Raw genomic sequence first — 20,994 nt, forward strand, 5'->3', positions numbered from 1 at the left:
GGACAATTCTGAGATTGGCCCCACGAGGCGAGTCCGACGATTTTTACTTAAATCTTGAGGAGCACATCGATGCGCGTGATTCTGCTGGGGGCGCCCGGTGCCGGCAAAGGTACCCAGGCTGGTTTCATCACCAAGAAATTTGGTATTCCGCAAATCTCCACTGGCGACATGCTGCGTGCTGCGGTCAAGGCGGGCACCGAACTCGGCCTGCAAGCCAAAAGCGTGATGGACAGCGGTGGTCTGGTCTCCGATGACCTGATCATCAACCTGGTCAAAGAGCGCATTGCCCAGGCCGATTGTGCCAATGGCTTCCTCTTCGATGGCTTCCCGCGCACCATTCCTCAGGCTGAAGCCCTGAAAGAAGCCGGCGTGGTTATCGACAACGTGGTCGAAATCGCGGTGGACGACGAAGAAATCGTCGGTCGCATTGCCGGTCGCCGTGTGCACGAGGCCAGCGGCCGCGTTTACCACATCGTCTACAACCCGCCGAAAGTCGAAGGCAAGGACGATGCAACCGGTGAAGACCTGGTGCAGCGCAAAGACGACACCGAAGAAACCGTGCGTCATCGCCTGTCGGTCTACCACTCGCAGACCAAGCCGCTGGTGGACTTCTACCAGAAGCTCGCCGCCGCTGAAGGCACGCCGAAGTACAGCGCCATTGCCGGTGTTGGCTCGGTCGACGAGATCACTGCCAAGGTCTTTGCTGCGCTCAGCTAAGCCTTGTTGTAGTCAGCCAACGGCCCGCTTTTGCGGGCCGTTGTCGTTTCTGCGGTTGGCGCGCAGGGCTCGCTGAGCGTCGTTCATGGAACAGTAACCTTGCTCACCTAAGTTAGCATCGGCTTGGTCTATACCAGGATGCGATGGTCATAGACGTCAAGCCTTAACCCACACTAAGGAAGAGAGCGCGTTCAATGACCGAGAAAACAGCTAAGAGTGCTATCTGGTTAGGCCTTGCATTAGCGCTGGCGGGCAGCCCGGCAGCGTTTGCCGACACTGCAGCGAAGCCCAAGACCGACTGCAGCGTGGCCGAGTTCACCATGGGCCTGCGCTTCCAGCAGCAGTCGGCGGAGGTGCAGGCCCTGCAACTGCAGGCCTACAACATTGCCACCCTGAAGCTGGATGCGGCCGTGGCTGCGGCGAAAGATCCAGCCAAGCTGGCCATCGTCACCGACCTGGATGAAACCGTCATTGATAACAGCGCGCTGCTGGCGCGTGATCTGGCCAATTGTCACACCTATGACGCCTGGGACACCTGGCTGCCCTGGGAACGTGATGGCACCCCGGCACTGATTCCGGGTGCGAAGCAATTCCTGGAGCACGCCGACAAGCTCGGGGTGACCATTCGCTACATCTCCGACCGTTCTGATGAGCAGAAGAAGTACACCCTGGCCACCCTGAGCAAGCTGGGTTTGCCGCAAATCGCTGAAGACAGCGTGCTGCTTTTGGGGCCGCCCAAGGTGGAGCGCCGTGCCATCGTCAGTGCTGATCATCAGATCGTGTTGCTGCTGGGTGACACCCTGCATGACTTTGACGCGCGTTTCCGCAAGACACCTCTGGCCGATCAGCGCGCCACCGTCGCCGCTGAATCAGGCAAATGGGGCACCGAGTGGATCGTCTTCCCCAACGCCACTTATGGCACCTGGTCGAAAGCGCCTCTGCAAGGTTGGGACGCCAAGCCCGTGATTGAGGCCTGGTAAGCACGCGTTAGTCAGGCCGCAGCGGGTCTGTTCGGGCGCGCTGCTGGCTGGTGGTGCTGTGAGCTCGCTCGCGTGACAGGCGCGGGCGGCTGTGATTGCGCTGGAAAAAAATGCCTCAAGCCGGTCTAATGCCCGTCCTTTTCCTCACCTGTCCGACTGCAATGACCACTCTCCTGGCCCTGGATACCGCCACTGAAGCCTGCTCCGTTGCCCTGCTGCATAACGGCCAGGTGCTCAGCCATTACGAAGTGATTCCGCGTCTGCACGCCCAGCGTCTGCTGCCGATGATCAAGCAGCTGCTGGCGGATGCCGAGGTGCCGTTGTCGGCGCTCGACGCGATTGCCTTTGGCCGTGGCCCGGGCGCTTTTACCGGCGTGCGGATTGCCATCGGTGTGGTGCAGGGCCTGGCGTTTGCCCTGGAGCGTCCGGTGTTGCCGGTGTCCAACCTGGCGGTGCTGGCGCAGCGCAGCCTGCGTGAGCATGGCGCGCAGCAGGTGGCTGCAGCCATCGATGCACGCATGGATGAAGTGTATTGGGGCTGCTACCGCGCCGAGCAGGGTGAAATGCGCTTGGCCGGCGTCGAGGCTGTCGTGGCGCCCGAGCTGGCTGGACTGCCGCGTGATGCAACGGGCGACTGGTTTGCTGCGGGCACCGGCTGGGGCACCTTTGCTGCGCGTATTCCGGTTGCGGTCAGTGGACAGGATGCCGCCATGCTGCCGCACGCCGAAGACCTGCTCAGCCTGGCGCGCTTTGCCTGGGCCCGTGGTGAGGCGCTGGACGCTGATCAGGCGCAGCCCGTCTACCTGCGTGATCAGGTGGCCACGCCGAAGGCGGCAGTCTGAAGCTCGCCTTGGTGGCGCCTTCTGTCGTGCTTGTCGCCGTGTGGCGGTTGCTTGATTGCCAAGCTGCCCAGCTGGGGCTAAATTGCCATCACCTGTGTCCATCGTTGGCCAAGTGGCTGAGCAGTCATTGATGCGTATCGACGGTTTTACCTCCTCTTATTCGCCAGACCGCAGTGCCCGCCCGGGCTCTGCGGTTACGCCATTTCGCGAAGCGCAGCGCGAAGTTGAGGAGCGTCGTGAGCAGCCAACGGCACCGGCGAGCACTCAGGGCCTGGAAACTGTTGCCCAAGCGCGCCGGGTTGAGCCCAGCAATGCCAGCAGCGACAGCTTGCCTGCCCGCCTGCAAGACCAGCTGTACCAGCCGCCGTTGAACAACCGCGCCGCTCAGGCCTTGGCCAGCTACAGCACAACCGCCAGTTTCGCCAGCGAGGCGGATGCCCAGCAGGTGCTGGGTCTCGATCTTTACGCTTAGTTAATGCTGCCTTACTACCTCGGCTGCCCGTCATGGAGCGAGCCCGCCTGGCGCGGTTCCTTGTATCCGCAGAGCAGTCCTAGCGCTGACTTTTTGCCGTTGTATGCCCAGGTGTTCAACGCCGTTGAGGGCAACACCACCTTCTACGCTAAACCTTCCGTCGATACCGTGGCCCGCTGGGCTGAGCGCATGCCGGCGCATCTGCGTTTTTGCGCCAAGCTGCCACGTGAGATCAGCCATAACGGCGATCTGCGTGACCAGCTGAGTGCCACTGAGGATTTCCGCCGTTTGCTGGCGCCACTGGGCAAGCGGGTCGCGCCGTTCTGGCTGCAACTGCCTGCCAGCTTTGGCCCGCAGCGTTTGGCGGAGCTGAGCGCGTTTATCGAGCCCTGGCAGGCCGAGGAGTTGGCTGTCGAGGTGCGTCATCCGGCGTTCTTTGCCAAAGGCGAGGAGGAACGCAGCCTTAACCGTCTGCTGCATGGCCGGGGTATCGAACGTATCTGTCTGGATTCGCGTGCGCTGTTCAGCTGTAACTCCACCGCGCCGGCAGTGCTGCATGCGCAGGCCAAGAAGCCGCGCCTGCCGCTGCGCCCCACGGCTTTTAGTCAGGCCCCACAGCTGCGCTTTATTGGTCATCCTGAGCTGCTGGCCAATGATCCGTTTATGGCGCCCTGGCTGGACAAGGTGGCGGGCTGGATCGAAGAAGGCCGCACGCCTTACGTTTTTCTGCATACCTCAGACAATCGCCTGGCACCGCAGCTGGCGCAGCGCTTTCATCAGCAGCTGATGCAGCGTCTGCCGGGATTGCCGGCGTTACCACAGGTACAGCCAGAGGATGAGGTCGAGCAGTTGGGCCTGCTTTGAGCCAGACCAAGTACCTAGATGTGCTTGATCAGCGTTGTGCGAGCAGCAGGTCAGCGGCCTGACCGCTGCGGCCGTCGGCGAATTCGAAGCGGCCGAGTTGGGCGATTTCGTCGTAGGCGCCTAGGGCAATCTTCACGTCGCGTGCTTGCAGGTCAATGGCGCTGACCCCGGCCTCACTCAGCGACTGGCTCGATTGCCGGCCCTGAGCATCGAAACGCAACAGGCTCAGGCGCTCGAAGATCGCATCCTGGCTGTCGATACGGCCATCGCCGTTGTCATCGTATTTGCGCAGCTCGGCAAAGCCGTTGGCGGCACCGTTCTGGTCGCCGAACAGCTCGCGGCCGTCATCGATGCGGCCGTTGCCGTTGCGGTCATAGGCGAGCAGGGCGTCGTCACCGGTGGGCACGCTGATCTGGTCGAGCTTGCCGTTGCCATCCAGGTCGAAGCGTACCGAGCGGGCCAGGCCGCTGGTGCTGAAGCCGTTACCGGCCAGATCGAGCACCAGTGGATCGGTTTTCTTCGGTTCGGCGTTGATGTTGACGTTCAACTCCAGCTCGCGCTGGGCTGCCATTTCCTGAAAATCACTGGCCTGGGCAGTGACAGCGGGCGGCTCGCTGGGTGTTTCCGGCGCTTTGGCAGGCGCTTCGGCTTCCACCTCATCGGGCATCAGGGTGCGCCGCAGTATCTGGTAGTCCAGCGAGGCGCGCTTGCCTTCATCCAGCGTTTCGCTGATTGAACTGGTGTTGGCGGCCGTTGGCGCGGCACCACGTGGGGCGGAAATCACATCAAACATGGCGAACTCGGTGCGGCTGGAAGCTGCCGGGTCTGGCAAAATGCCGCTCAGGCAGGTTATCGGCCGCTGAGGCGGTCAATTGAGTGATTTTTGAGCACATTTTCTGATGAGTGATGAGCGGCTAATAGCCAGAATTCGTATGCAAGCCTTGGCTCCCCACCTGCAGTCGGCGGCTGAAGCCTGGGCAGCGCGCCTGGGTTTGCCGCTGGAAGGCGACAGCGAGTTTGCCTTGCAACTGGGCGAGGGTGGCTTGCAGCTGGTGGAGCTGGGCCCGCAGGCGCCAGGGCCAGTGAAGGTGGATTTTGTCGAAGGCGCGGTGGCGCATCGCCGGCTGTTCGGTGGCGGCAGTGGGCAGATGATTGCCAAGGCGGTGGGTGTGCAGCCTGGGGTGCGTCCGACGGTGCTGGATGCCACGGCCGGTCTGGGTCGTGATGCCTTTGTGCTGGCCAGCCTGGGTTGCCGCATGACCTTGATCGAGCGTCAGCCACTGATTGCTGCGCTGCTGGAAGATGGCCTGGCGCGCGCCGCGCTGGACCGCGATGTGGCGCCGATTGCCGCGCAGATGCAGCTACTTAATGGCAATGCCATCGAGCTGATGCGCGCCTGGCAGGGTGAGCCGCCGCAGGTGATCTACCTCGACCCGATGTTCCCGCACCGCGACAAGAGCGCGTTGGTGAAAAAGGAGATGCGCCTGTTCCGACCGTTTGTTGGTGATGACCTGGATGCCCCGGCGTTGCTGGAAGCGGCGCTGAACCTGGCCAGCCATCGGGTGGTGGTCAAGCGCCCGCGCAAGGCGCCGCTGATTGAAGGCGCCAAGCCGGGCTATGCCCTGGAAGGTAAATCCAGCCGCTATGACATCTACCCGAAGAAGAAGCTGCAAGCCGCCAGTGAGTAAGTTTGCAGCTTGTTCACGGGTTAGGCGTCGCATTGCGTAGGTTGGGTTGCGGCACGCAGCCCAACACATTCAGCGTCCTTGCGTTGGGCTTCGCAAGCTCAGCGCCAACCTACGAAGCTTAATCGGCGCGGAACGCGCGCAGAAACACCTCGACTGCATCGCGCACATGGGCTTCGGCCTCAGCGCCTTGCAGCGCCTCACCGCAGCCGATCAGCAGGCGGAAGTTGACGCCGCCCTTGATCAGGCAGAAGAACTGATCCGCCGCGCTCAGCGGGTCGGGGACGCGCAGTTTGCCGCTCTGATCGGCGCGGCGCAGCAGTTCCTCCATGCCGTGCAGCACGCGCTGCGGGCCGGCCTCATAGAACATCCGCGACAGCGTCGAGTCCTGCGCGGCCAGGCTCACCATCACCCGGTGCAGCTCCACCGATTCGCGGCTGTTGATCAGCTCATTGAAGCCCCGGCCGATGCTCAGCAGCACCTGTGCTACCGGCACCTCGTCGTCCAGTTCGAACAACAGCTCGGGCAGTTGCTCCTCGCACTTGGATTTCACCGCTTCGGCAAACAGCTTCTCCTTGTCGGTGAAGTGGCTGTACACCGTGAGCTTGGAAACTCCGGCTTCTGCGGCAATCGCATCCATACTGCTACCGTCATAGCCATTGCTGAGAAACAGGGTTTTCGCCGCTTCCAGAATGGCTTTGCGCTTGGCCAGGTCTTTCGGGCGACCGGGGCCGCTGGTTGGCAACACTTTGTTTGGCATTGGTCGTTTTTAATACTGGACTAGTGAGTTTGCTATTTTTACTATACCCGCCAGTATAAATATTCAAAAGCCTCCACAAAGGTTAGTCATCATGTTTCGTCATGCACTGTCTGTTGCGTTGCCTGTCAGTCTTATCCTGTTGCTTGGCGCTTGCGGCAATGGCGAGCCCGCCAAGGTTGCCGTGCGTCCGGCCATGGTGGTGCAGCCACAACTGGCTGGCGAGCTGATGGATGCCTACCCCGGTGAGGTGCGTGCGCGCCTGGAGCCGGAGCTGGCGTTCCGTATCGGTGGCAAGGTGGCCAAACGTCTGGTCGATGTCGGTGCGCGGGTGAAGAAGGATCAGCCCCTGGCCGAACTGGACCCACAAGACGTGCGCCTGCAGCTGGAAGCCATCCGCGCCCAGGTGGCAGCGGCCGAAGCCAACCTGCAACTGGTGCGCGCCGAGCGTGATCGCTACAAGGCATTGCTGGCACGCAACCTGGTCAGCCGCTCGCAGTACGACAATGCCGAGAACACCTACCGTTCCGGTGAAGCGCGTCTGAAACAGGTGAAAGCCGAATTCAACGTGGCCAACAACCAGGCCGGTTATGCCGTGCTGCGCGCCTCCCAGGATGGCGTGGTGGCGCGGCGCATGGTCGAGGTCGGCCAGGTGGTCGCCGCCGGGCAGACCGTGTTCACCCTGGCCGCTGACGGCGAGCGTGAAGTGCTGATCAACCTGCCGGAGCAAGCCTTCGAGCGCTTCAAGGTTGGTCAGGATGTCGCGGTTGAGCTGTGGTCGCAGCCGGATCAGCGCTTCCCCGGGCGCATTCGTGAAATGTCGCCATCGGCCGACCCGCAGTCGCGCACCTTTGCCGCCCGCGTAGCCTTTACCGAAGGCAAGGTGCCGGCCGAACTGGGCCAGAGCGCCCGCGTATTTATCGCCCACAACGGTGATGTGCCGTTGGTTGTGCCGCTGTCGGCGCTGACGGCGGAGAAGGGTCAGCCCTACGTCTGGGTGGTCGATCCGAAGGACTCCACCCTCAAGCGCACCGACGTGCGTATCGGTGCCTACGGCGAGAAGACCGTACCGGTACTCGAAGGCCTGCAAGCGACGGATTGGGTAGTGGCAGCCGGTGGTCAGGTGCTGCGCGAAGGCCAGCAGGTGCGTCCGGTTGACCGCGACAACCGGGTGGTGCAGCTGACGGCCAAGGCCGACCTGACGGTTGAGGAGTAAGCCCGATGGATTTCAACCTGTCCGCCTGGGCGCTGCGTAACCGCCAGATCGTCCTGTACCTCATGCTGCTGCTGGCGGTGGTGGGGGCTATTTCCTACACCAAGCTGGGTCAGAGCGAAGACCCACCCTTTACCTTCAAGGCCATGGTGGTGCGCACCAACTGGCCGGGGGCGAGCGCCGAGGAAGTCTCGCGCCAGGTCACCGAACGTATCGAAAAGAAGCTGATGGAGACCGGCGACTACGACAAGATCGTCTCGTTCTCGCGCCCCGGCGAATCCCAGGTGACCTTTATCGCCCGTGATTCGATGCACTCCAAGGACATCCCCGAACTGTTCTATCAGGTGCGCAAGAAGGTCAGCGATATTCGCCACACCTTGCCTCAGGGCATCCAGGGACCGTTCTACAACGACGAATTCGGCACCACCTTTGGCAATATCTACGCCCTGACCGGCGAAGGCTTCGACTACGCCGTGCTCAAGGACTACGCCGACCGCATCCAGTTGCAGCTGCAACGGGTCAAGGACGTCGGCAAGGTTGACCTGCTCGGCTTGCAGGACGAGAAGGTATGGATCGAGCTGTCCAACACCAAGCTGGCCACCCTCGGCCTGCCGTTGGCGGCGGTGCAGCAGGCGCTGGAAGAACAGAACGCCGTGGCTGCGGCAGGCTTCTTCGAAACCGCCAGCGACCGCGTGCAACTGCGCGTCACCGGGCGTTTTGAAACGGTCGATGAAATCCGCAATTTCCCGATTCGCGTGGCCGATCGTACCTTCCGCATCGCCGATGTGGCCGAGGTCAAACGCGGCTTTAACGATCCACCCGCACCGCGTATGCGCTATATGGGCGAAGACGCCATCGGCCTGGCGGTTTCGATGAAAACCGGCGGCGACATTCTGGTGCTGGGTCAGGCCCTGGAAGGCGAGTTCGCCCGTCTGCAGGAAACCCTGCCGGCCGGCATGCAGCTGAGCAAGGTGTCGGACCAGCCCGCAGCGGTGAAAACCGGGGTGGGCGAGTTCGTTCGTGTGCTCACCGAGGCGGTGATCATCGTGCTGCTGGTGAGCTTTTTCTCCCTCGGCCTGCGCACCGGTCTGGTGGTGGCGCTGTCGATTCCGCTGGTGCTGGCGATGACCTTTGCCGCCATGTACTACTTCGGCATCGGCCTGCACAAGATTTCCCTCGGCGCGCTGGTGCTGGCGCTGGGCCTGATGGTGGATGACGCGATCATTGCCGTGGAGATGATGGCGATCAAGATGGAGCAGGGCTACGACCGCATCAAAGCGGCCAGTTATGCCTGGACCAGCACCGCCTTCCCCATGCTCACCGGCACCCTGATTACCGCCGCCGGCTTCCTGCCGATTGCCACCGCGCAATCCGGCACCGGCGAATACACCCGCTCGATCTTCCAGGTGGTGGCGATTGCCCTGCTGGTGTCGTGGATCGCGGCTGTGGTGTTTGTGCCGTACCTCGGCGCCAAACTGCTGCCGGACCTGGCCAAGCTGCACGCGGCCAAACACGGCGGCCGCGATGATGGCCATGACCCTTACGGCACGCCGTTCTATCAGCGTGTGCGCCAGGCAGTGGAGTGGTGCGTGCGCCGGCGTAAAACTGTGATTGTGCTGACCATTGCCCTGTTCGTCGCCTCGATTGCCCTGTTCCGCTTTGTCCCGCAACAGTTCTTCCCGGCCTCCGGCCGCCTGGAACTGATGGTCGACCTCAAACTCAGCGAAGGCGCATCCCTGGCCGCCACTGAAGAGCAAGCCAAGCGTCTGGAAGAGCTGCTGCGTGGGCGGGAAGGGGTGGACAACTTTGTCGCCTACGTCGGCACCGGTTCGCCGCGCTTCTACCTGCCGCTGGATCAGCAACTGCCGGCCGCCAGCTTTGCCCAGTTCGTGGTGCTGGCGAAAAGCATCGAGGACCGCGAGAAAATCCGTACCTGGCTGATCGACGTGCTGCACGATGAGTTCCCAACCCTGCGCACACGTATCTCGCGCCTGGAGAACGGCCCGCCCGTGGGCTATCCAGTGCAGTTCAGGGTTTCCGGTGAGCACATTGATGAAGTACGTCATCTGGCCCGCCAGGTGGCCGACAAGGTGCGCGAGAACAGTCACGTGACCAACGTGCACCTGGACTGGGAAGAGCCGAGCAAGGTGGTGCGGCTGAACATCGATCAGGAACGCGCCCGCGCCCTGGGCGTAAGCACCGCCGACCTGTCGCGCTTCCTGCAAAGCTCGCTGACCGGCTCGCCGGTGAGCCAGTACCGCGAAGGCAACGAGCTGATCGAAATCCTCCTGCGCGGCACCCTGAGTGAGCGTCAGGAGCTCAGCCTGCTGCCGAGTCTGGCGGTGCCGACCGACAATGGCCGCAGCGTGCCACTGTCGCAGATCGCCACCCTGGAGTACGGCTTCGAGGAGGGCATCATCTGGCACCGCAACCGCCTGCCAACGGTCACCGTGCGCGCCGATGTGTACGGCAAAGAGCAGCCGGCCAGCCTGGTCAAACAGATCCTGCCGACCCTCGAGCCGGTGCGTGCACAACTGCCGGACGGCTACCAGCTGGACGTTGGCGGCACCGTGGAAGACTCCAGCCGTGGGCAGAAGTCGGTCAACGCCGGTATTCCGCTGTTTATCGTAGTGGTGCTGACCCTGCTGATGCTGCAGCTGAAGAGCTTCTCGCGTTCGGCCATGGTGTTCCTCACCGCGCCGTTGGGGCTGATCGGCGTGACCCTGTTCCTGCTGGTGTTCCAGCAACCGTTTGGCTTTGTGGCCATGCTCGGCACCATCGCCCTGTCGGGGATGATCATGCGTAACTCGGTGATTCTGGTTGACCAGATCGAGCAGGACATCGAAGCCGGCATGGACCGCTGGCACGCGATCATCGAAGCCACCGTGCGGCGTTTCCGGCCCATCGTGCTGACTGCCCTGGCGGCGGTACTGGCGATGATTCCGCTGTCGCGCAGCGTGTTCTTCGGGCCGATGGCCGTGGCCATCATGGGCGGTCTGATCGTCGCCACCGCGCTGACCCTGCTGTTCCTGCCGGCGCTGTATGCCGCCTGGTTCCGGGTCAAGGAAGTGGAAGCGAAACCGGCCTGAAGCGGATCTCGCAGATAAGAAACCAGGCCCTTTGGCCTGGTTTTTTTATGCCCGACGGTTGCTGGCCGGCGCCTTTTTGCGTTAGGCGAGTGTCAAAAATATGCAACTGCCTGCTGCGGTGTTTGAATGACTTACGCAGCGATTACAGTCGGTTACATGGGCGTTAAGGGCGATTACACGAATTATCTACTTACATTTCGTCGTTTTTGTTTGACATATTTTACGTATTTGCCAGACTGCGCGACCTTGATGGGCGCGTGCGCTACCCGTCATGAATGGTCATAACAAAAACCTGTAGCCCATCGATCCGTCCTGCGCCGCCTGCGCGGGCCATGCATGCGGTGGGCTGACGTCTGTGGAACGGGAAAGCATGCTGATCTGGTTCGTTGCGCTCTACCTGCTGGTGACTGTCGCCATCGGTTTCTACGCCTCCACCCGGGTGCACAACACCCGCGATTTCGCCTCCGGTGGCCGCAGCATGGGCTTCCCCATCGTCGCCGCCATGGTGTTTGCCACCTGGTTTGGCAGCGAGGCGGTACTGGGCATCCCCGCCACCTTCCTCGAAGAAGGCTTTGCCGGCATCGTCGAAGACCCGTTCGGCTCCTTCGGCTGCCTGTTCCTGGTCGGCCTGATCATCGCCCGCCCGCTGTACCGGATGAACCTGCTGACCATCGGTGACTACTTCAAGAAGCGCTATGGCCCGCAGGTCGAGCTGATCATCAGCCTGGTCATCGTCATGTCCTACCTGGGCTGGATCGCCGCGCAGCTGATCGCCCTCGGCCTGGTGTTCAACGTCATCTCCGACGGCAGCATCAGCACCACCCAGGGCATGTTCCTCGGCACCTTTATCGTGCTGCTGTACACCCTGTTCGGCGGCATGTGGTCGATTGCCCTGACCGACTTCTTCCAGATGATCATCATCGTCGTCGGCCTGGTGTACCTGGTCTGGCTGTTCAGCGACATGGCGGGCGGCGCCGACCTGGTGATCAACAAGGCGGCCAGCGATGGCAAATTCACCTTTATGCACGCCTTCGAGCCCAAGGACATCGTCGCCTTTATCGGTGCGGCGGTGACCATGATGCTCGGCTCCATCCCGCAGCAGGACGTGTACCAGCGCGTGATGTCGGCCAAGAGCGAAAATATCGCCGCCCGCGCCTCGATGACCGGCGCGGTGTTCTACCTCGGCTTCTGCATGCTGCCGGTGTTTCTGGTGTACGCCGCCTCGATGATCGACCCGGCGCTGGTCGAGAAGTGGCTGGCCGAAGACTCGCAGATGATTCTGCCGCTGATGATCCTGGAAAAGACCCCGCTGTTCGCCCAGATCATGTTCTTCGGTGCGCTGCTCTCGGCGATCATGTCCACCGCCTCCGGCACTTTGCTGGCGCCGTCGGTGACCCTCACCGAAAACGTGCTCAAGCGCTTTTTGCCGGTGCTTAACGACAAGCAGTTCCTGCTGCTGATGCGTGTCACCATCGTGGTCTGCGCCGTGGCCACCCTGAGCTTTGCCCTGTACTCGGATGCGAGCATCTACGAGATGGTCGGCAACGCCTACAAGGTGACCCTGGTGGCGGCCGTGGTGCCGTTGTTCGCCGGCCTGTTCTGGAAGCGCGCGACCACCCAGGGTGCGCTGGTGGCCATCGCTTTTGGTCTGGTGTCGTGGATCTACCTGGAATACACCTGGAGCGAAGCCGCCTTCTGGCCGCCGCAGCTGGCGGGCCTGCTGTTCAGCATGGCCGGTATGTTGATTGGCACGCTGTTGCCGCAGTGGAGCCGTAACCACAACGGCATGCTGGTGGCGCAGGCGGAATAAGCCTGGCGCTTGGCCCACAAAACCCCGCTGATTGGCGGGGTTTTGTTTTTGCGCCTTGTGAAGGCGGGGAGCGCATTCATCCCGTGGGAGGGGCTTTAGCCGCGAGCTTTGTTGGTTTTTTGGTCGGTGCTTTGTTTGCGCCGCTTTTGTAGCGTTCCCGCTACCGGTTCCGCCCTTACGGCGGCTCACTTTTGGCAAACGCCCCAAAAGTAAGCAAAAGGTCTTGCCCCTTGCATCCGGCCCGACTGCGTCGGGTTCCCTCGCTCCATCATTGCTCCAGGGGCCGGCGTACAAGGGCCGTCCCTGGCCCTTTACGCCTCTCGCAGCATCCATGCGGTTCGCTCCCTTCCACAACGATTCCACTCGGCCTTCTGATGGGGCGTTTGGCTTCGTCTGCGAGATTGTGGGCAAATGACAAAAAGACCAAATCAACGCTGCGTAGGATGGGTGGAGCGCAGCGATACCCATCAATCAACCGCATGGGTATCGCGCGGTTCAACCCATCCTCCGAATGTCCGCCGACCCTGTAGGAGCGGGCTTGCCCGCGATGCTTTTGCTTCGGCTTTTCCGTTCTGCTTTTGCCCTTCGCTCTGCCGTCCACAAATCGCCCAAACAACGCGGTCCCCGAATCCCGTCAGGAGGCCGAGCGTAGGTGCTGTGGAGAGGGGCGTTTGGCATGGATGCCAAACGAGGAGCGATGGGCCAGGGATGGCCCACCGTGACGACCCTCGGAACAGCGCCGGAGTGAGGGGAGTTGAGCGCAGCGAAACCCGGATGCCGGGTGTGCTTTCTCTTTGGTTACTTTCTCTTTGCACAAGCAAAGAGAAAGTAACTCGCCGTAAGGGCGAAAGGGGGATTCACAGCCAATGCATATGCGGCGGGCGTTAGAGGCTCGGTGGGTATCGCTCTACTCAACCCATCCTACGAGATTGATTTCTGTTTGTTTTTTATATTTAGATATTATTTTTTTTGCTAATCTGATGGCTAATTGTTCGTATTTGAAAATTTATTTTGGAGAGTGCATGAATAGCCTACTACATAAGCAGTTGTTGGCTGATGTTTCAAAGCTTAGGCGCATAGTTTCTGATGTGTCTCTTCGAGAGCTAGTTAATTTTGTTGCGCATCAGCATTTTATTTTTAATAAGTCCGGAGTTCCATCTGGCCGTCGACGCTTGAGCTCTCCCCTCCGGCAGGGGGTATATTTGTTGTCAGTGGCTTGTTCATTGCCTGAGCCGGTGGATTGTAAGGCGTTAGATGATGGGAAGTATGATCAGATTGTTCATGTGCTTGAACGGATTTTTAGTAAGTACATGCTGGCGTATTTTCCTATGAAAAATGATCCGAATAGTATTTTTTCTGGAGATTGGAAGAAGCATCGTGATGTTGCGGCTCCAGCGTTTATTAATTATTTTATGGCTGGCCCTAAGCTATCTACAACAGATATTAAGGAGTGGGTTGGATACTGTTTCGATGGGTTTGAGCAGGAGGTTTCTGAAAAATATGGCATGACTCCAGCTGTTATGCTTAGGTTAGGTGATTTTTTTGAGAAGATTGTTCTTTCGAAGTTTGACGAGCTGCAAGCGTTGTTTGAGTTGGTCGATAATGGTAGACGGTCTTTTATAGATAAAATTACTTCGGGTGTTGCTCCTGAGCAGGCATTAGCAGAGTCAACTGAAGAGTTTGATCTTGGCTCAAATATGAGCTTGATGCTCGAGCGTATGAATGATTTATATTCTTTTGATGCTTCTGAGCTCGAGGGTGAATTTGGAGAAGATGTAAGGTTACTTGTGTATGAGCACTTTGTGACTTTTAGGGGGCAGGCTCAGCAGATTACCTACATTACAGATGAAAGCCCTGTGCTTTCGAAGCCGTTGCTAACTGTCGATGGTGAAAAACTCTTCTTCTTGTCAAATAACTCATTTTATATTTCTATTCTTAATAAGCTTGAGCGTCATCTTTCGTCTGGTGAAATATCTAGGCGTTATTTAAGGGAGCGGGATGTTCGTCTCGAATCGAAAGTTGTTTCTTCTTTGCGGCGTATTTTTCCGCCCAGTGCAAGTTTTTATCCAAGTGCATTTGAAAGTCCAAAAGCGCATTTCGAGCACGACTTGGTGATTGTCCATGAGCGTAGTTTGTTTATTGTAGAAGCCAAAGCATCCCCTCCTAAAGAGCCATTGCGTGACCCCTCTAAGGCTTATGAGAGAATTAACGACCATTTTAGAGGGCGGAATGGGATACAAAAAGCATATGAGCAGGCGAATTCTTTAAAAAGGAATTTTATAAGTAATGGTTCGGTAGAACTGTTCAGTAAAAAAGGTGAGTTGCTGGTAAAGCTATTGGCTGAAGATTTTGAAAATATTTATTGTTTTTGTGTGACAAGAGATGACTTCGGTGTTTTGGCGACAAATCTTTCTCTTCTTCTGAAAAAGGAATTGACAGATCCATATCCTTGGGTGGTGAGTGTTAGTGATCTTGAATGCCTAATAAATGGATTTCTACATCTAGGTAAAGGGTTTTCAGATTTAGTTTGCTATGTTGAGCAGAGAGTTGTTTTGCATGGGAAGGTTTTTGGTGCTGATGAATTGGAATATGCTGGCGCTTTCCTGAAGTACGGAGGTTTGGAGGATTTTATAAGTGCTAATGCAGATTTCATTCCGTTGGATATTAGTGAGTCAGATATTTTTGATGAAATATATTATTGTGAGCTTGATGGAAAAGTATATGAGCTAGAGGTTTCCTCACCAGGGCTCGTGCCGTTTAATAGATCTAAGATTTTTGGTGGTATGAGAAAAGGTGGAAAAAATAAAGTCTCGAAAAAGATTCGAAATATTGCTAGTTCTTCTAAAAGAAAAAATCGGGGGAAGTAATAGGGAAAAGGGGGGAGATTTATTTTCCAATAGATTCTTGCTGGGTCAAAAAAGCCAGACCTCACGGTCTGGCTTTTTCACATCTACGTCACCCTTCTCACAGCGCCCCAAACACTTTCTTAGCCAAACTGGTCGCCGCCCCAGCCGGGTTCTCCCGGATGCTGGCTTCCTGCTCAGCGATCATCGCAAACAGGCCATCCAGCGCCTGCTCAGTCACATAGTTCTCGATATTCGCGCTTTTCGCGTCGATCACCCCGAAGCTCGCGGCTTGGCCGGCGAAGCTGTTGTATTGCTTGGCCAGGCCGACCTGGTCGGTGGCTTGCTTGACGATGGGCAGGAACTTGGCGCGGATCTGTTCGCGGCTGGTTTTGTTCAGATACTGGGTGGCGGAATCTTGCGGGCCGCTGAGGATGCTCTTGGCGTCCTGTACGGTCATCTTCTTCACCGAATCCACCAGCAGCGCCTGGGCTTGCGGTACGGCGGCTTCGGCGGCTTTGTTCATGCTCGCTTCAAGCTGATCAACCTGCGCGCCCATGCCCATCATCTTCATGGTCTTTGCGGCTTTGCCGAGGTTGCCCGGCAGTTCGATGCGCACGTCCGGGTTGTTGCTGAAACCGCCAGGTTTGCCCAGTTGTTGCACGGCTACTTTGGCGCCTTGGGTGAGGGCGTCCTTGAGGCCGCCGCTGGCGTCGCTTTGCGAAAGATCGGCCAGCGACAGGGCGAAGGCGCTGCTGGAGAGGGCGAGGCCGGCGGCGAGGGAAAGCATACGAAGCATGGTGGGCATCCTTGATCGGTGGAGGGGCAGTTGCTGGAGCTTATCGGAGTGTAGCGCGCAGGCAAATGCACAACGCTGCTCGGCAGTGGGCGCGCTATGTGCTGAGGGGGAAGGGGCAGTGGTGTTAGTGGGTTAAACGCTGAAGTTCGCGGCGCACCATCTGCGCATAGGCGGCAGGTTTTAACGCGTACAACTCGGCGGCAACCCAGCTAAGCCAGCGCGCACCCAGTTCGGCCTTGGCCGCCAACAGGCGCTGCGCTTCGGCTTCAGCGCGGGCCTGGTTGGCCTGGTGAAACTCCGCACGGGAGTGCCGTGCGGGTTGGTCGTTGGTTTCGCTCATAACGCTGCGGCCAGGCCGGCTTACACCGGCTCGGCGATATCTGCGTTGCGGTCCATGGCCACCTGGCGGATTGACAGGCGAATCTCCGCCGGCAGTACGCGCTTGGCGGCGCCTTCGGCCAGTTCGCTGAGCAGCGGGTGGTGGCTGAGCTTGCCGGCTTCGTCCTGACGCAGCACGCCCTGATCCAGCAGGCTCTGGATAAAGTGGCGGAACAGGCTCTTGTCGAAGAACTCCGGGGCATTCAGGCCATGCAGGATCGATAGGCGCTGGGCCATCACGGTGCAGAGGTCTTCCAGTTCTTCGGCGCTGATGGCGTTCTGCCCGGCATTCAGCAGCAGGGCGGTGGCCATATAGAAGCGCTGCAGGGTCTGCACGATGGCGCGGGCCAGCAGGGTGAGCAGGACGAATTCGCGCGAGCTGGGTGCCGGGCGTACATACATATCGCCGTCGAGCTTGAGCAGGCCCTGTTCGACAAAGGCGGCCAGCCACTGATCAACCACAGCGTCCAGCTCATCCATATTCCAGCGGATAAACAGCTCGGCTTGCAGGTAGGGGTAGAGCGCGCGGGTAAAGCGCAGGATCTGCTCGCGGCTCATCCGTGAACTGCTCTGGAAGAAGCTCGCCAGCAACGCCGGCAGGGCGAAGATGTGCAGCACGTTGTTGCGGTAGTAGGTCATCAGAACGGCGTTCTGCTCGTCCAGATAGAGGATCTTGCCGAGGGCGTCCTTCTGTTCGGCGAGCAGGTCCATCTTCTGCACGTATTCGATCAGCGCCTGGCCGTTGCCGTCTGGCAGGGTGGTGTGCGGTGAGTAGGGCACGCTGCGCAGCAGGGCCAGATAGAGGTCGAGCACCCGCGACAGGGCACGTTCGTCCAGGGCCAGCTTGCTGGTGGAGAGCAGCGCCAGGGCCACCAGGTTGACCGGGTTGATCGCCGCCGCCTCGTTGAGGTGCTGGGCCACGCGCTCACCGAGGTTGTTGGTGACCTCATTGAGCCAGGCCGGACGGTACTGCGTGCCGTAATCCTGCTCGCGCCAGTTCGGTTGCTCGCTGTCGAGGAATTCCGCCAGCTTGATCGGCTCACCGAAGTTGACCCAGACATGGCCAAAGCGCTGCTTGAGCGCGCCGATGACCTTGAATATGTCGAAGATCGACTCCTTCTTCTTGCTCGCGCCGCGCAGCTCGCCCAGGTAGGTGCGGCCTTCCAGCACGCGCTCGTAGCCGATGTATACCGGCACGAACACCACCGGCAGGCGGTTGCTGCGCAAAAAGCTGCGCATGGTGATGGCCAGCATGCCGGTTTTCGGTTGCAGCATGCGCCCGGTGCGCGAACGGCCGCCTTCGACGAAGTACTCGACCGGGAAGCCCTTGCTGAACAGGGTGTGCAGGTATTCGTTGAACACCGCGGTGTACAGCGGGTTGCCCTTGAAGGTGCGGCGCATAAAGAACGCGCCGCCGCGGCGCAGCAGGCCGCCGATCACTGGCATGTTGAGGTTGATGCCGGCAGCGATGTGCGGCGGCGTCAGGCCGTTGCGGAACAGCAGGTAGGACAGCAGCAGGTAGTCGATATGGCTGCGGTGGCAGGGCACATAGATCACCTCATGGCCCTGGGCGACTTCCTGCACGCCTTCGATATGGTTGACCTTGATGCCGTCGTAAATCTTGTTCCAGAACCAGCTCAGCACCAGTTCGAGGAAGCGGATGGCGGTGTAGGTGTAGTCCGAGGCGATCTCGTTGCCATAGCGCAGGGCCTGGCTTTCGGCCTTCTCCAGGCTGATGTTCTCGCGTTCGGCTTCTTCGATGATCGCCTGACGCACCTGCGGGCCGTGCACCAGGCCTTTGACCAGGTTGCGCCGGTGCGACACGTCCGGGCCGATCACGGCGGCTTTCTGGTTGCGGAAGTGCACGCGCAGGATGCGTTGAACCATGCGCAGGGTGCGCTCGTGGCCTTTGTCCTGCTCGACCAGCTCGCGCAGATGGATCGGCGTGGAGAATTGCACGCGGGTCTTGCGGCCGAGGATCAGGATGCTGACCAGGCGGCGCAGACGCCCGGTGACCGCCCAGCTGTCGGCGAACAGCAGCTTCCACGGGCTGGTTTCACGGTCCGGCGACTGGCCCCAGAACACGCTGACCGGAATGATCTGCGCATCGTCCACCGCATGCTGGCTCAGCGCGCTGACCAGGCGTTGCAGGGTGGGCGAGATGCCGCGTTTGTCCTGCCGGCCGAGCCAGTCGGGCTCCGGGGTCAGGTAGAAGAAGGCGGCAGGCTCCAGCAGCTCACCCACGGCCACCGGCAGTACCGGGCGCGGCAGACCGGCCTTGCGACATTCCGTATCGACCACCGCCAGATCACTCAGCGACGGCTGCTGCAGCACGTAGAACACCGGCTTGCTGCGGTCGAGCTTGAGGGTAAAGGCGGACTGGTTGATGGTTTCCGAGCGCACCCAGAGGTAGAGCACGCGGCGCAGGGTGCCAAAAACGAGACGGCGGAGCGGAGATCGGGTCATACGGAGTCTGCAGGCTGAAAACGAGCATTTGCTCGGGGGGCGTAGTGTGCCGGATCGGCTGCCTGGCGGCAAAAATCTTCTAGGGTTTAGCCAGCACGGAATTATTTTTACGGGTTGTCTGTAACAGCCGTGTGTCGGCCTCGTCTATTGGGCAGAGGCAGCCAATCGGCCGCCATTGTGAACCACCATTGGAGTGTTGCCATGAACCATCTGAATACTGTTGTTGCATCCCTGGGCGCGGTACTGCTGAGCAGCGCCGCATTGAGCGTACAGGCTGCGAGTAACCCGTTTGCCGCGCAGGAGCTGAGCAGCGGCTACAGCCTGGCTGCTGGCGAAAAATCCGCCGAAGGCAGCTGCGGTGAGGGCAAATGCGGCGGCGAGATGAAGAAAGCCGAAGGCGAAGGCAAGTGTGGCGAAGGCAAGTGCGGTGGTGAAGCCAAGGCCGAAGGCGAGGGCAAATGCGGTGAAGGCAAGTGCGGCGGCGAGAAAAAAGCCGAGTAATTGAGCGAGTGCGGGGGCAGAACATGCAGATGGATTTCGTTAACGGTGCCGGGCTGGGCCTGCGTCGCGGCCTGCTTGGCGCGCTGCAGGAGTGCAGCACAGCCGAGGTGGATTTCCTCGAGCTGGCGCCGGAGAACTGGATCGGTGTTGGCGGGCGTCTGGGCAAGCAGCTGCGTGCCTTGAGCGAGCGCCTGCCGCTGCTCTGCCATGGTCTGTCCCTCAACCTCGGTGGTTTTGCCCCGCTGGATCTCGAGTTGCTTAGGGCGATCAAGGGCTTTCTCGACCTTCACGGCGTGCGCGGTTACAGCGAACACTTGTCGGCCTGCGCCGACCATGGCCAGCTGTATGACCTGATGCCGCTGCCGTTTTCCGCGGAGTCGGTGCGGCGCATCGCCGAGCGCGTGCGCATCGTGCAGGACGTGCTGGAGCGGCCGCTGATCATCGAGAACGTCTCGGCCTATGCGCAGTTGCCGGGCGAGCTGGATGAAGCGGCGTTTGTCCGCGCGGTGCTGGATGAAGCCGACTGCCAGCTGTTGCTCGACGTGAACAACGTCTTCGTCAACAGCATCAATTTCAACTTCGCTGCGCCGGCCTATATCGCCAGCCTGCCCAGTGCGCGCATCGCCTATCTGCATGTGGCCGGGCATTACGATGAAGCCAGTGATCTGAAAATCGACACCCACGGCGCGCCGGTGATCGATCCGGTGTGGGCGCTGCTGGAACAGGCCTACGCCGTGCACGGTGTGCGCCCGACCTTGCTGGAACGGGATTTCAACTTCCCGCCGATTGCCGAGCTGTATGCCGAGGTGGCGCAGATTCGTCACTTGCAAGCAGCTGCGGCGCCTTTGCGGAGCTACGGCACATGAGTGGCGTTGACGCACAACGCGCCTTTGCTGCGCGGATTCGCCAGCCGGCAGAGCAGCCATTGCTTGCGGGTGTTACCGCCGAGCGCATGGCGGTGTATGAAGCGCTGTTCTTCAACAATATCGAAGGCTTTATCAGTGGCGCCTTCCCGGTGTTGCACCGGCTGATCGAGGCTGATCGCTGGCAGCGCCTGGTGCGCAGTTTTATTGCCGAGCATCAGGCGCGCTCGCCGTATTTCTTGCAGATCAGCCAGGAGTTTCTCGCCTGGTTGCAGCAGGGCTATGTCGCTGAAGCGGGCGATCCGCCGTTTATGTTGGAGCTGGCGCATTACGAATGGGTCGAGCTGGCGCTGGATGTCAGTGAGGCCGAGTTGCCCGCACAAGGCTGGTCGCCACTGGCCTGGCCGCTGGCCTATCAGTGGCCGGTGCAGCGCATTGGTGGCGACTTTCAACCGATAACACCGCCGGACGAGCCGACCTGTTTGCTGGTCTGGCGCGATGGGCAGGACAAGGTGCGCTTTATGCAAATCAGCCCCTTTGCCTACCAGTTGGCGGCGCGTCTGCAGGCCGGTGAGGCTGCCGAACCGGCGCTGTTGGCGCTGGCCCAGCAGCATGGCCTGACGGCTGATACGCAGTACTTCAATAACGCCCAGAGCCTGCTGGATGACTGGCAGCGCCAAGGCATCTGGTGCCCTTAACCTCTCGCTGTATCTGA

General features: G+C 60.1%; 18 protein-coding genes. 13 read left to right on the forward strand and 5 right to left on the reverse strand.

Going from position 1 to position 20,994, the window contains the following annotated elements; translation table 11 throughout:
• The first annotated feature begins 69 nt into the window (after positions 1–69).
• From adk to ACOCLD_RS08125, 5 genes are all read left to right on the forward strand, one after another.
• Positions 70–717, forward strand: a complete 648-nt coding sequence (adk, locus tag ACOCLD_RS08105; protein ID WP_257777863.1) for an adenylate kinase — start codon at positions 70–72, stop codon at positions 715–717.
• A 194-nt stretch (positions 718–911) separates the two neighbouring features.
• Entirely contained in the window at positions 912–1,697 is a 786-nt protein-coding gene (locus ACOCLD_RS08110; protein ID WP_422911511.1) for a 5'-nucleotidase, lipoprotein e(P4) family, read from the forward strand.
• Between the two features lie 161 nt (positions 1,698–1,858).
• Complete coding sequence (gene tsaB, locus ACOCLD_RS08115) at positions 1,859–2,539, forward strand: tRNA (adenosine(37)-N6)-threonylcarbamoyltransferase complex dimerization subunit type 1 TsaB (RefSeq protein WP_422911512.1); 681 nt, start codon at positions 1,859–1,861, stop codon at positions 2,537–2,539.
• Between the two features lie 130 nt (positions 2,540–2,669).
• A complete protein-coding gene (locus ACOCLD_RS08120; RefSeq protein WP_422911513.1) occupies positions 2,670–3,011 on the forward strand; it encodes a hypothetical protein in 342 nt (113 codons plus the stop codon).
• A 3-nt stretch (positions 3,012–3,014) separates the two neighbouring features.
• Positions 3,015–3,875 (forward strand): DUF72 domain-containing protein, encoded by an 861-nt coding sequence (locus ACOCLD_RS08125; protein ID WP_422911514.1) that lies wholly within the window; start codon positions 3,015–3,017, stop codon positions 3,873–3,875.
• 28 nt (positions 3,876–3,903) lie between these two features.
• Here ACOCLD_RS08125 and ACOCLD_RS08130 read toward each other — a convergent pair whose 3' ends face one another.
• On the reverse strand, positions 3,904–4,668 hold the full coding sequence (locus ACOCLD_RS08130; protein ID WP_422911515.1) for a hypothetical protein: 765 nt from the start codon (positions 4,666–4,668) through the stop codon (positions 3,904–3,906).
• A gap of 106 nt (positions 4,669–4,774) precedes the next feature.
• Between ACOCLD_RS08130 and ACOCLD_RS08135 the strand changes: the two genes are divergently transcribed.
• Entirely contained in the window at positions 4,775–5,563 is a 789-nt protein-coding gene (locus ACOCLD_RS08135) for a class I SAM-dependent methyltransferase (RefSeq protein WP_422911516.1), read from the forward strand.
• Between the two features lie 118 nt (positions 5,564–5,681).
• Here the strand turns inward: ACOCLD_RS08135 and ACOCLD_RS08140 are convergent, their stop codons facing one another.
• The gene (locus ACOCLD_RS08140) at positions 5,682–6,320 is read right to left on the reverse strand and encodes a TetR/AcrR family transcriptional regulator (RefSeq protein WP_422911517.1); all 639 of its coding nucleotides are present in this window, start codon (positions 6,318–6,320) and stop codon (positions 5,682–5,684) included.
• 91 nt (positions 6,321–6,411) lie between these two features.
• Here ACOCLD_RS08140 and ACOCLD_RS08145 point away from each other — a divergent pair, with 91 nt between their 5' ends.
• The 4 genes from ACOCLD_RS08145 to ACOCLD_RS08160 all read left to right on the forward strand — a co-directional run bounded on the left by ACOCLD_RS08145 (position 6,412) and on the right by ACOCLD_RS08160 (position 15,296).
• A complete protein-coding gene (locus ACOCLD_RS08145) occupies positions 6,412–7,533 on the forward strand; it encodes an efflux RND transporter periplasmic adaptor subunit (protein WP_422911518.1) in 1,122 nt (373 codons plus the stop codon).
• 5 nt (positions 7,534–7,538) lie between these two features.
• The gene (locus ACOCLD_RS08150; protein ID WP_422911519.1) at positions 7,539–10,619 is read left to right on the forward strand and encodes an efflux RND transporter permease subunit; all 3,081 of its coding nucleotides are present in this window, start codon (positions 7,539–7,541) and stop codon (positions 10,617–10,619) included.
• 370 nt (positions 10,620–10,989) lie between these two features.
• Positions 10,990–12,429 (forward strand): sodium:solute symporter family protein, encoded by a 1,440-nt coding sequence (locus ACOCLD_RS08155; RefSeq protein WP_233684011.1) that lies wholly within the window; start codon positions 10,990–10,992, stop codon positions 12,427–12,429.
• 1,022 nt (positions 12,430–13,451) lie between these two features.
• Positions 13,452–15,296, forward strand: coding sequence for an NERD domain-containing protein (locus ACOCLD_RS08160; protein WP_422911520.1), 1,845 nt, complete (start codon positions 13,452–13,454; stop codon positions 15,294–15,296).
• 97 nt (positions 15,297–15,393) lie between these two features.
• Here ACOCLD_RS08160 and ACOCLD_RS08165 read toward each other — a convergent pair whose 3' ends face one another.
• The 3 genes from ACOCLD_RS08165 to plsB all read right to left on the reverse strand — a co-directional run bounded on the left by ACOCLD_RS08165 (position 15,394) and on the right by plsB (position 18,915).
• Positions 15,394–16,071, reverse strand: a complete 678-nt coding sequence (locus ACOCLD_RS08165) for a DUF4197 domain-containing protein (protein WP_422911521.1) — start codon at positions 16,069–16,071, stop codon at positions 15,394–15,396.
• Between the two features lie 124 nt (positions 16,072–16,195).
• Positions 16,196–16,411: a hypothetical protein gene (locus ACOCLD_RS08170; RefSeq protein ID WP_422911522.1), complete on the reverse strand. Its 216-nt coding sequence runs from the start codon at positions 16,409–16,411 to the stop codon at positions 16,196–16,198.
• 20 nt (positions 16,412–16,431) lie between these two features.
• Entirely contained in the window at positions 16,432–18,915 is a 2,484-nt protein-coding gene (gene plsB / locus ACOCLD_RS08175) for a glycerol-3-phosphate 1-O-acyltransferase PlsB (protein ID WP_422911523.1), read from the reverse strand.
• A gap of 201 nt (positions 18,916–19,116) precedes the next feature.
• On the opposite strand from plsB, the gene ACOCLD_RS08180 reads away from it, so the two are divergent.
• From ACOCLD_RS08180 to ACOCLD_RS08190, 3 genes are read left to right on the forward strand one after another with little or no spacing between them, the layout of a single operon-like run.
• Positions 19,117–19,416, forward strand: coding sequence for a hypothetical protein (locus tag ACOCLD_RS08180; RefSeq protein ID WP_233684016.1), 300 nt, complete (start codon positions 19,117–19,119; stop codon positions 19,414–19,416).
• A 23-nt stretch (positions 19,417–19,439) separates the two neighbouring features.
• Positions 19,440–20,282: a DUF692 domain-containing protein gene (locus tag ACOCLD_RS08185; protein ID WP_422911524.1), complete on the forward strand. Its 843-nt coding sequence runs from the start codon at positions 19,440–19,442 to the stop codon at positions 20,280–20,282.
• On the forward strand, positions 20,279–20,977 hold the full coding sequence (locus ACOCLD_RS08190) for a DNA-binding domain-containing protein (protein WP_422911525.1): 699 nt from the start codon (positions 20,279–20,281) through the stop codon (positions 20,975–20,977). Before ACOCLD_RS08185 ends, ACOCLD_RS08190 begins: the two co-directional genes overlap by 4 nt.
• Positions 20,978–20,994: the final 17 nt, after the last annotated feature.

The organism is Pseudomonas cimarronensis (assembly GCF_049331905.1).
Classification (GTDB): domain Bacteria; phylum Pseudomonadota; class Gammaproteobacteria; order Pseudomonadales; family Pseudomonadaceae; genus Aquipseudomonas.

What these genes read in the sequence shown, in the direction of transcription:
- adk (WP_257777863.1), top strand. Translation starts at nt 70, where the DNA reads ATGCGCGTGATTCTGCTGGGGGCGCCCGGTGCCGGCAAAGGTACCCAG.
- ACOCLD_RS08110 (WP_422911511.1), top strand. Translation starts at nt 912, where the DNA reads ATGACCGAGAAAACAGCTAAGAGTGCTATCTGGTTAGGCCTTGCATTA.
- tsaB (WP_422911512.1), top strand. Translation starts at nt 1,859, where the DNA reads ATGACCACTCTCCTGGCCCTGGATACCGCCACTGAAGCCTGCTCCGTT.
- ACOCLD_RS08120 (WP_422911513.1), top strand. Translation starts at nt 2,670, where the DNA reads ATGCGTATCGACGGTTTTACCTCCTCTTATTCGCCAGACCGCAGTGCC.
- ACOCLD_RS08125 (WP_422911514.1), top strand. Translation starts at nt 3,015, where the DNA reads ATGCTGCCTTACTACCTCGGCTGCCCGTCATGGAGCGAGCCCGCCTGG.
- ACOCLD_RS08130 (WP_422911515.1), bottom strand. Translation starts at nt 4,668, where the DNA reads ATGTTTGATGTGATTTCCGCCCCACGTGGTGCCGCGCCAACGGCCGCC.
- ACOCLD_RS08135 (WP_422911516.1), top strand. Translation starts at nt 4,775, where the DNA reads ATGAGTGATGAGCGGCTAATAGCCAGAATTCGTATGCAAGCCTTGGCT.
- ACOCLD_RS08140 (WP_422911517.1), bottom strand. Translation starts at nt 6,320, where the DNA reads ATGCCAAACAAAGTGTTGCCAACCAGCGGCCCCGGTCGCCCGAAAGAC.
- ACOCLD_RS08145 (WP_422911518.1), top strand. Translation starts at nt 6,412, where the DNA reads ATGTTTCGTCATGCACTGTCTGTTGCGTTGCCTGTCAGTCTTATCCTG.
- ACOCLD_RS08150 (WP_422911519.1), top strand. Translation starts at nt 7,539, where the DNA reads ATGGATTTCAACCTGTCCGCCTGGGCGCTGCGTAACCGCCAGATCGTC.
- ACOCLD_RS08155 (WP_233684011.1), top strand. Translation starts at nt 10,990, where the DNA reads ATGCTGATCTGGTTCGTTGCGCTCTACCTGCTGGTGACTGTCGCCATC.
- ACOCLD_RS08160 (WP_422911520.1), top strand. Translation starts at nt 13,452, where the DNA reads ATGAATAGCCTACTACATAAGCAGTTGTTGGCTGATGTTTCAAAGCTT.
- ACOCLD_RS08165 (WP_422911521.1), bottom strand. Translation starts at nt 16,071, where the DNA reads ATGCTTCGTATGCTTTCCCTCGCCGCCGGCCTCGCCCTCTCCAGCAGC.
- ACOCLD_RS08170 (WP_422911522.1), bottom strand. Translation starts at nt 16,411, where the DNA reads ATGAGCGAAACCAACGACCAACCCGCACGGCACTCCCGTGCGGAGTTT.
- plsB (WP_422911523.1), bottom strand. Translation starts at nt 18,915, where the DNA reads ATGACCCGATCTCCGCTCCGCCGTCTCGTTTTTGGCACCCTGCGCCGC.
- ACOCLD_RS08180 (WP_233684016.1), top strand. Translation starts at nt 19,117, where the DNA reads ATGAACCATCTGAATACTGTTGTTGCATCCCTGGGCGCGGTACTGCTG.
- ACOCLD_RS08185 (WP_422911524.1), top strand. Translation starts at nt 19,440, where the DNA reads ATGCAGATGGATTTCGTTAACGGTGCCGGGCTGGGCCTGCGTCGCGGC.
- ACOCLD_RS08190 (WP_422911525.1), top strand. Translation starts at nt 20,279, where the DNA reads ATGAGTGGCGTTGACGCACAACGCGCCTTTGCTGCGCGGATTCGCCAG.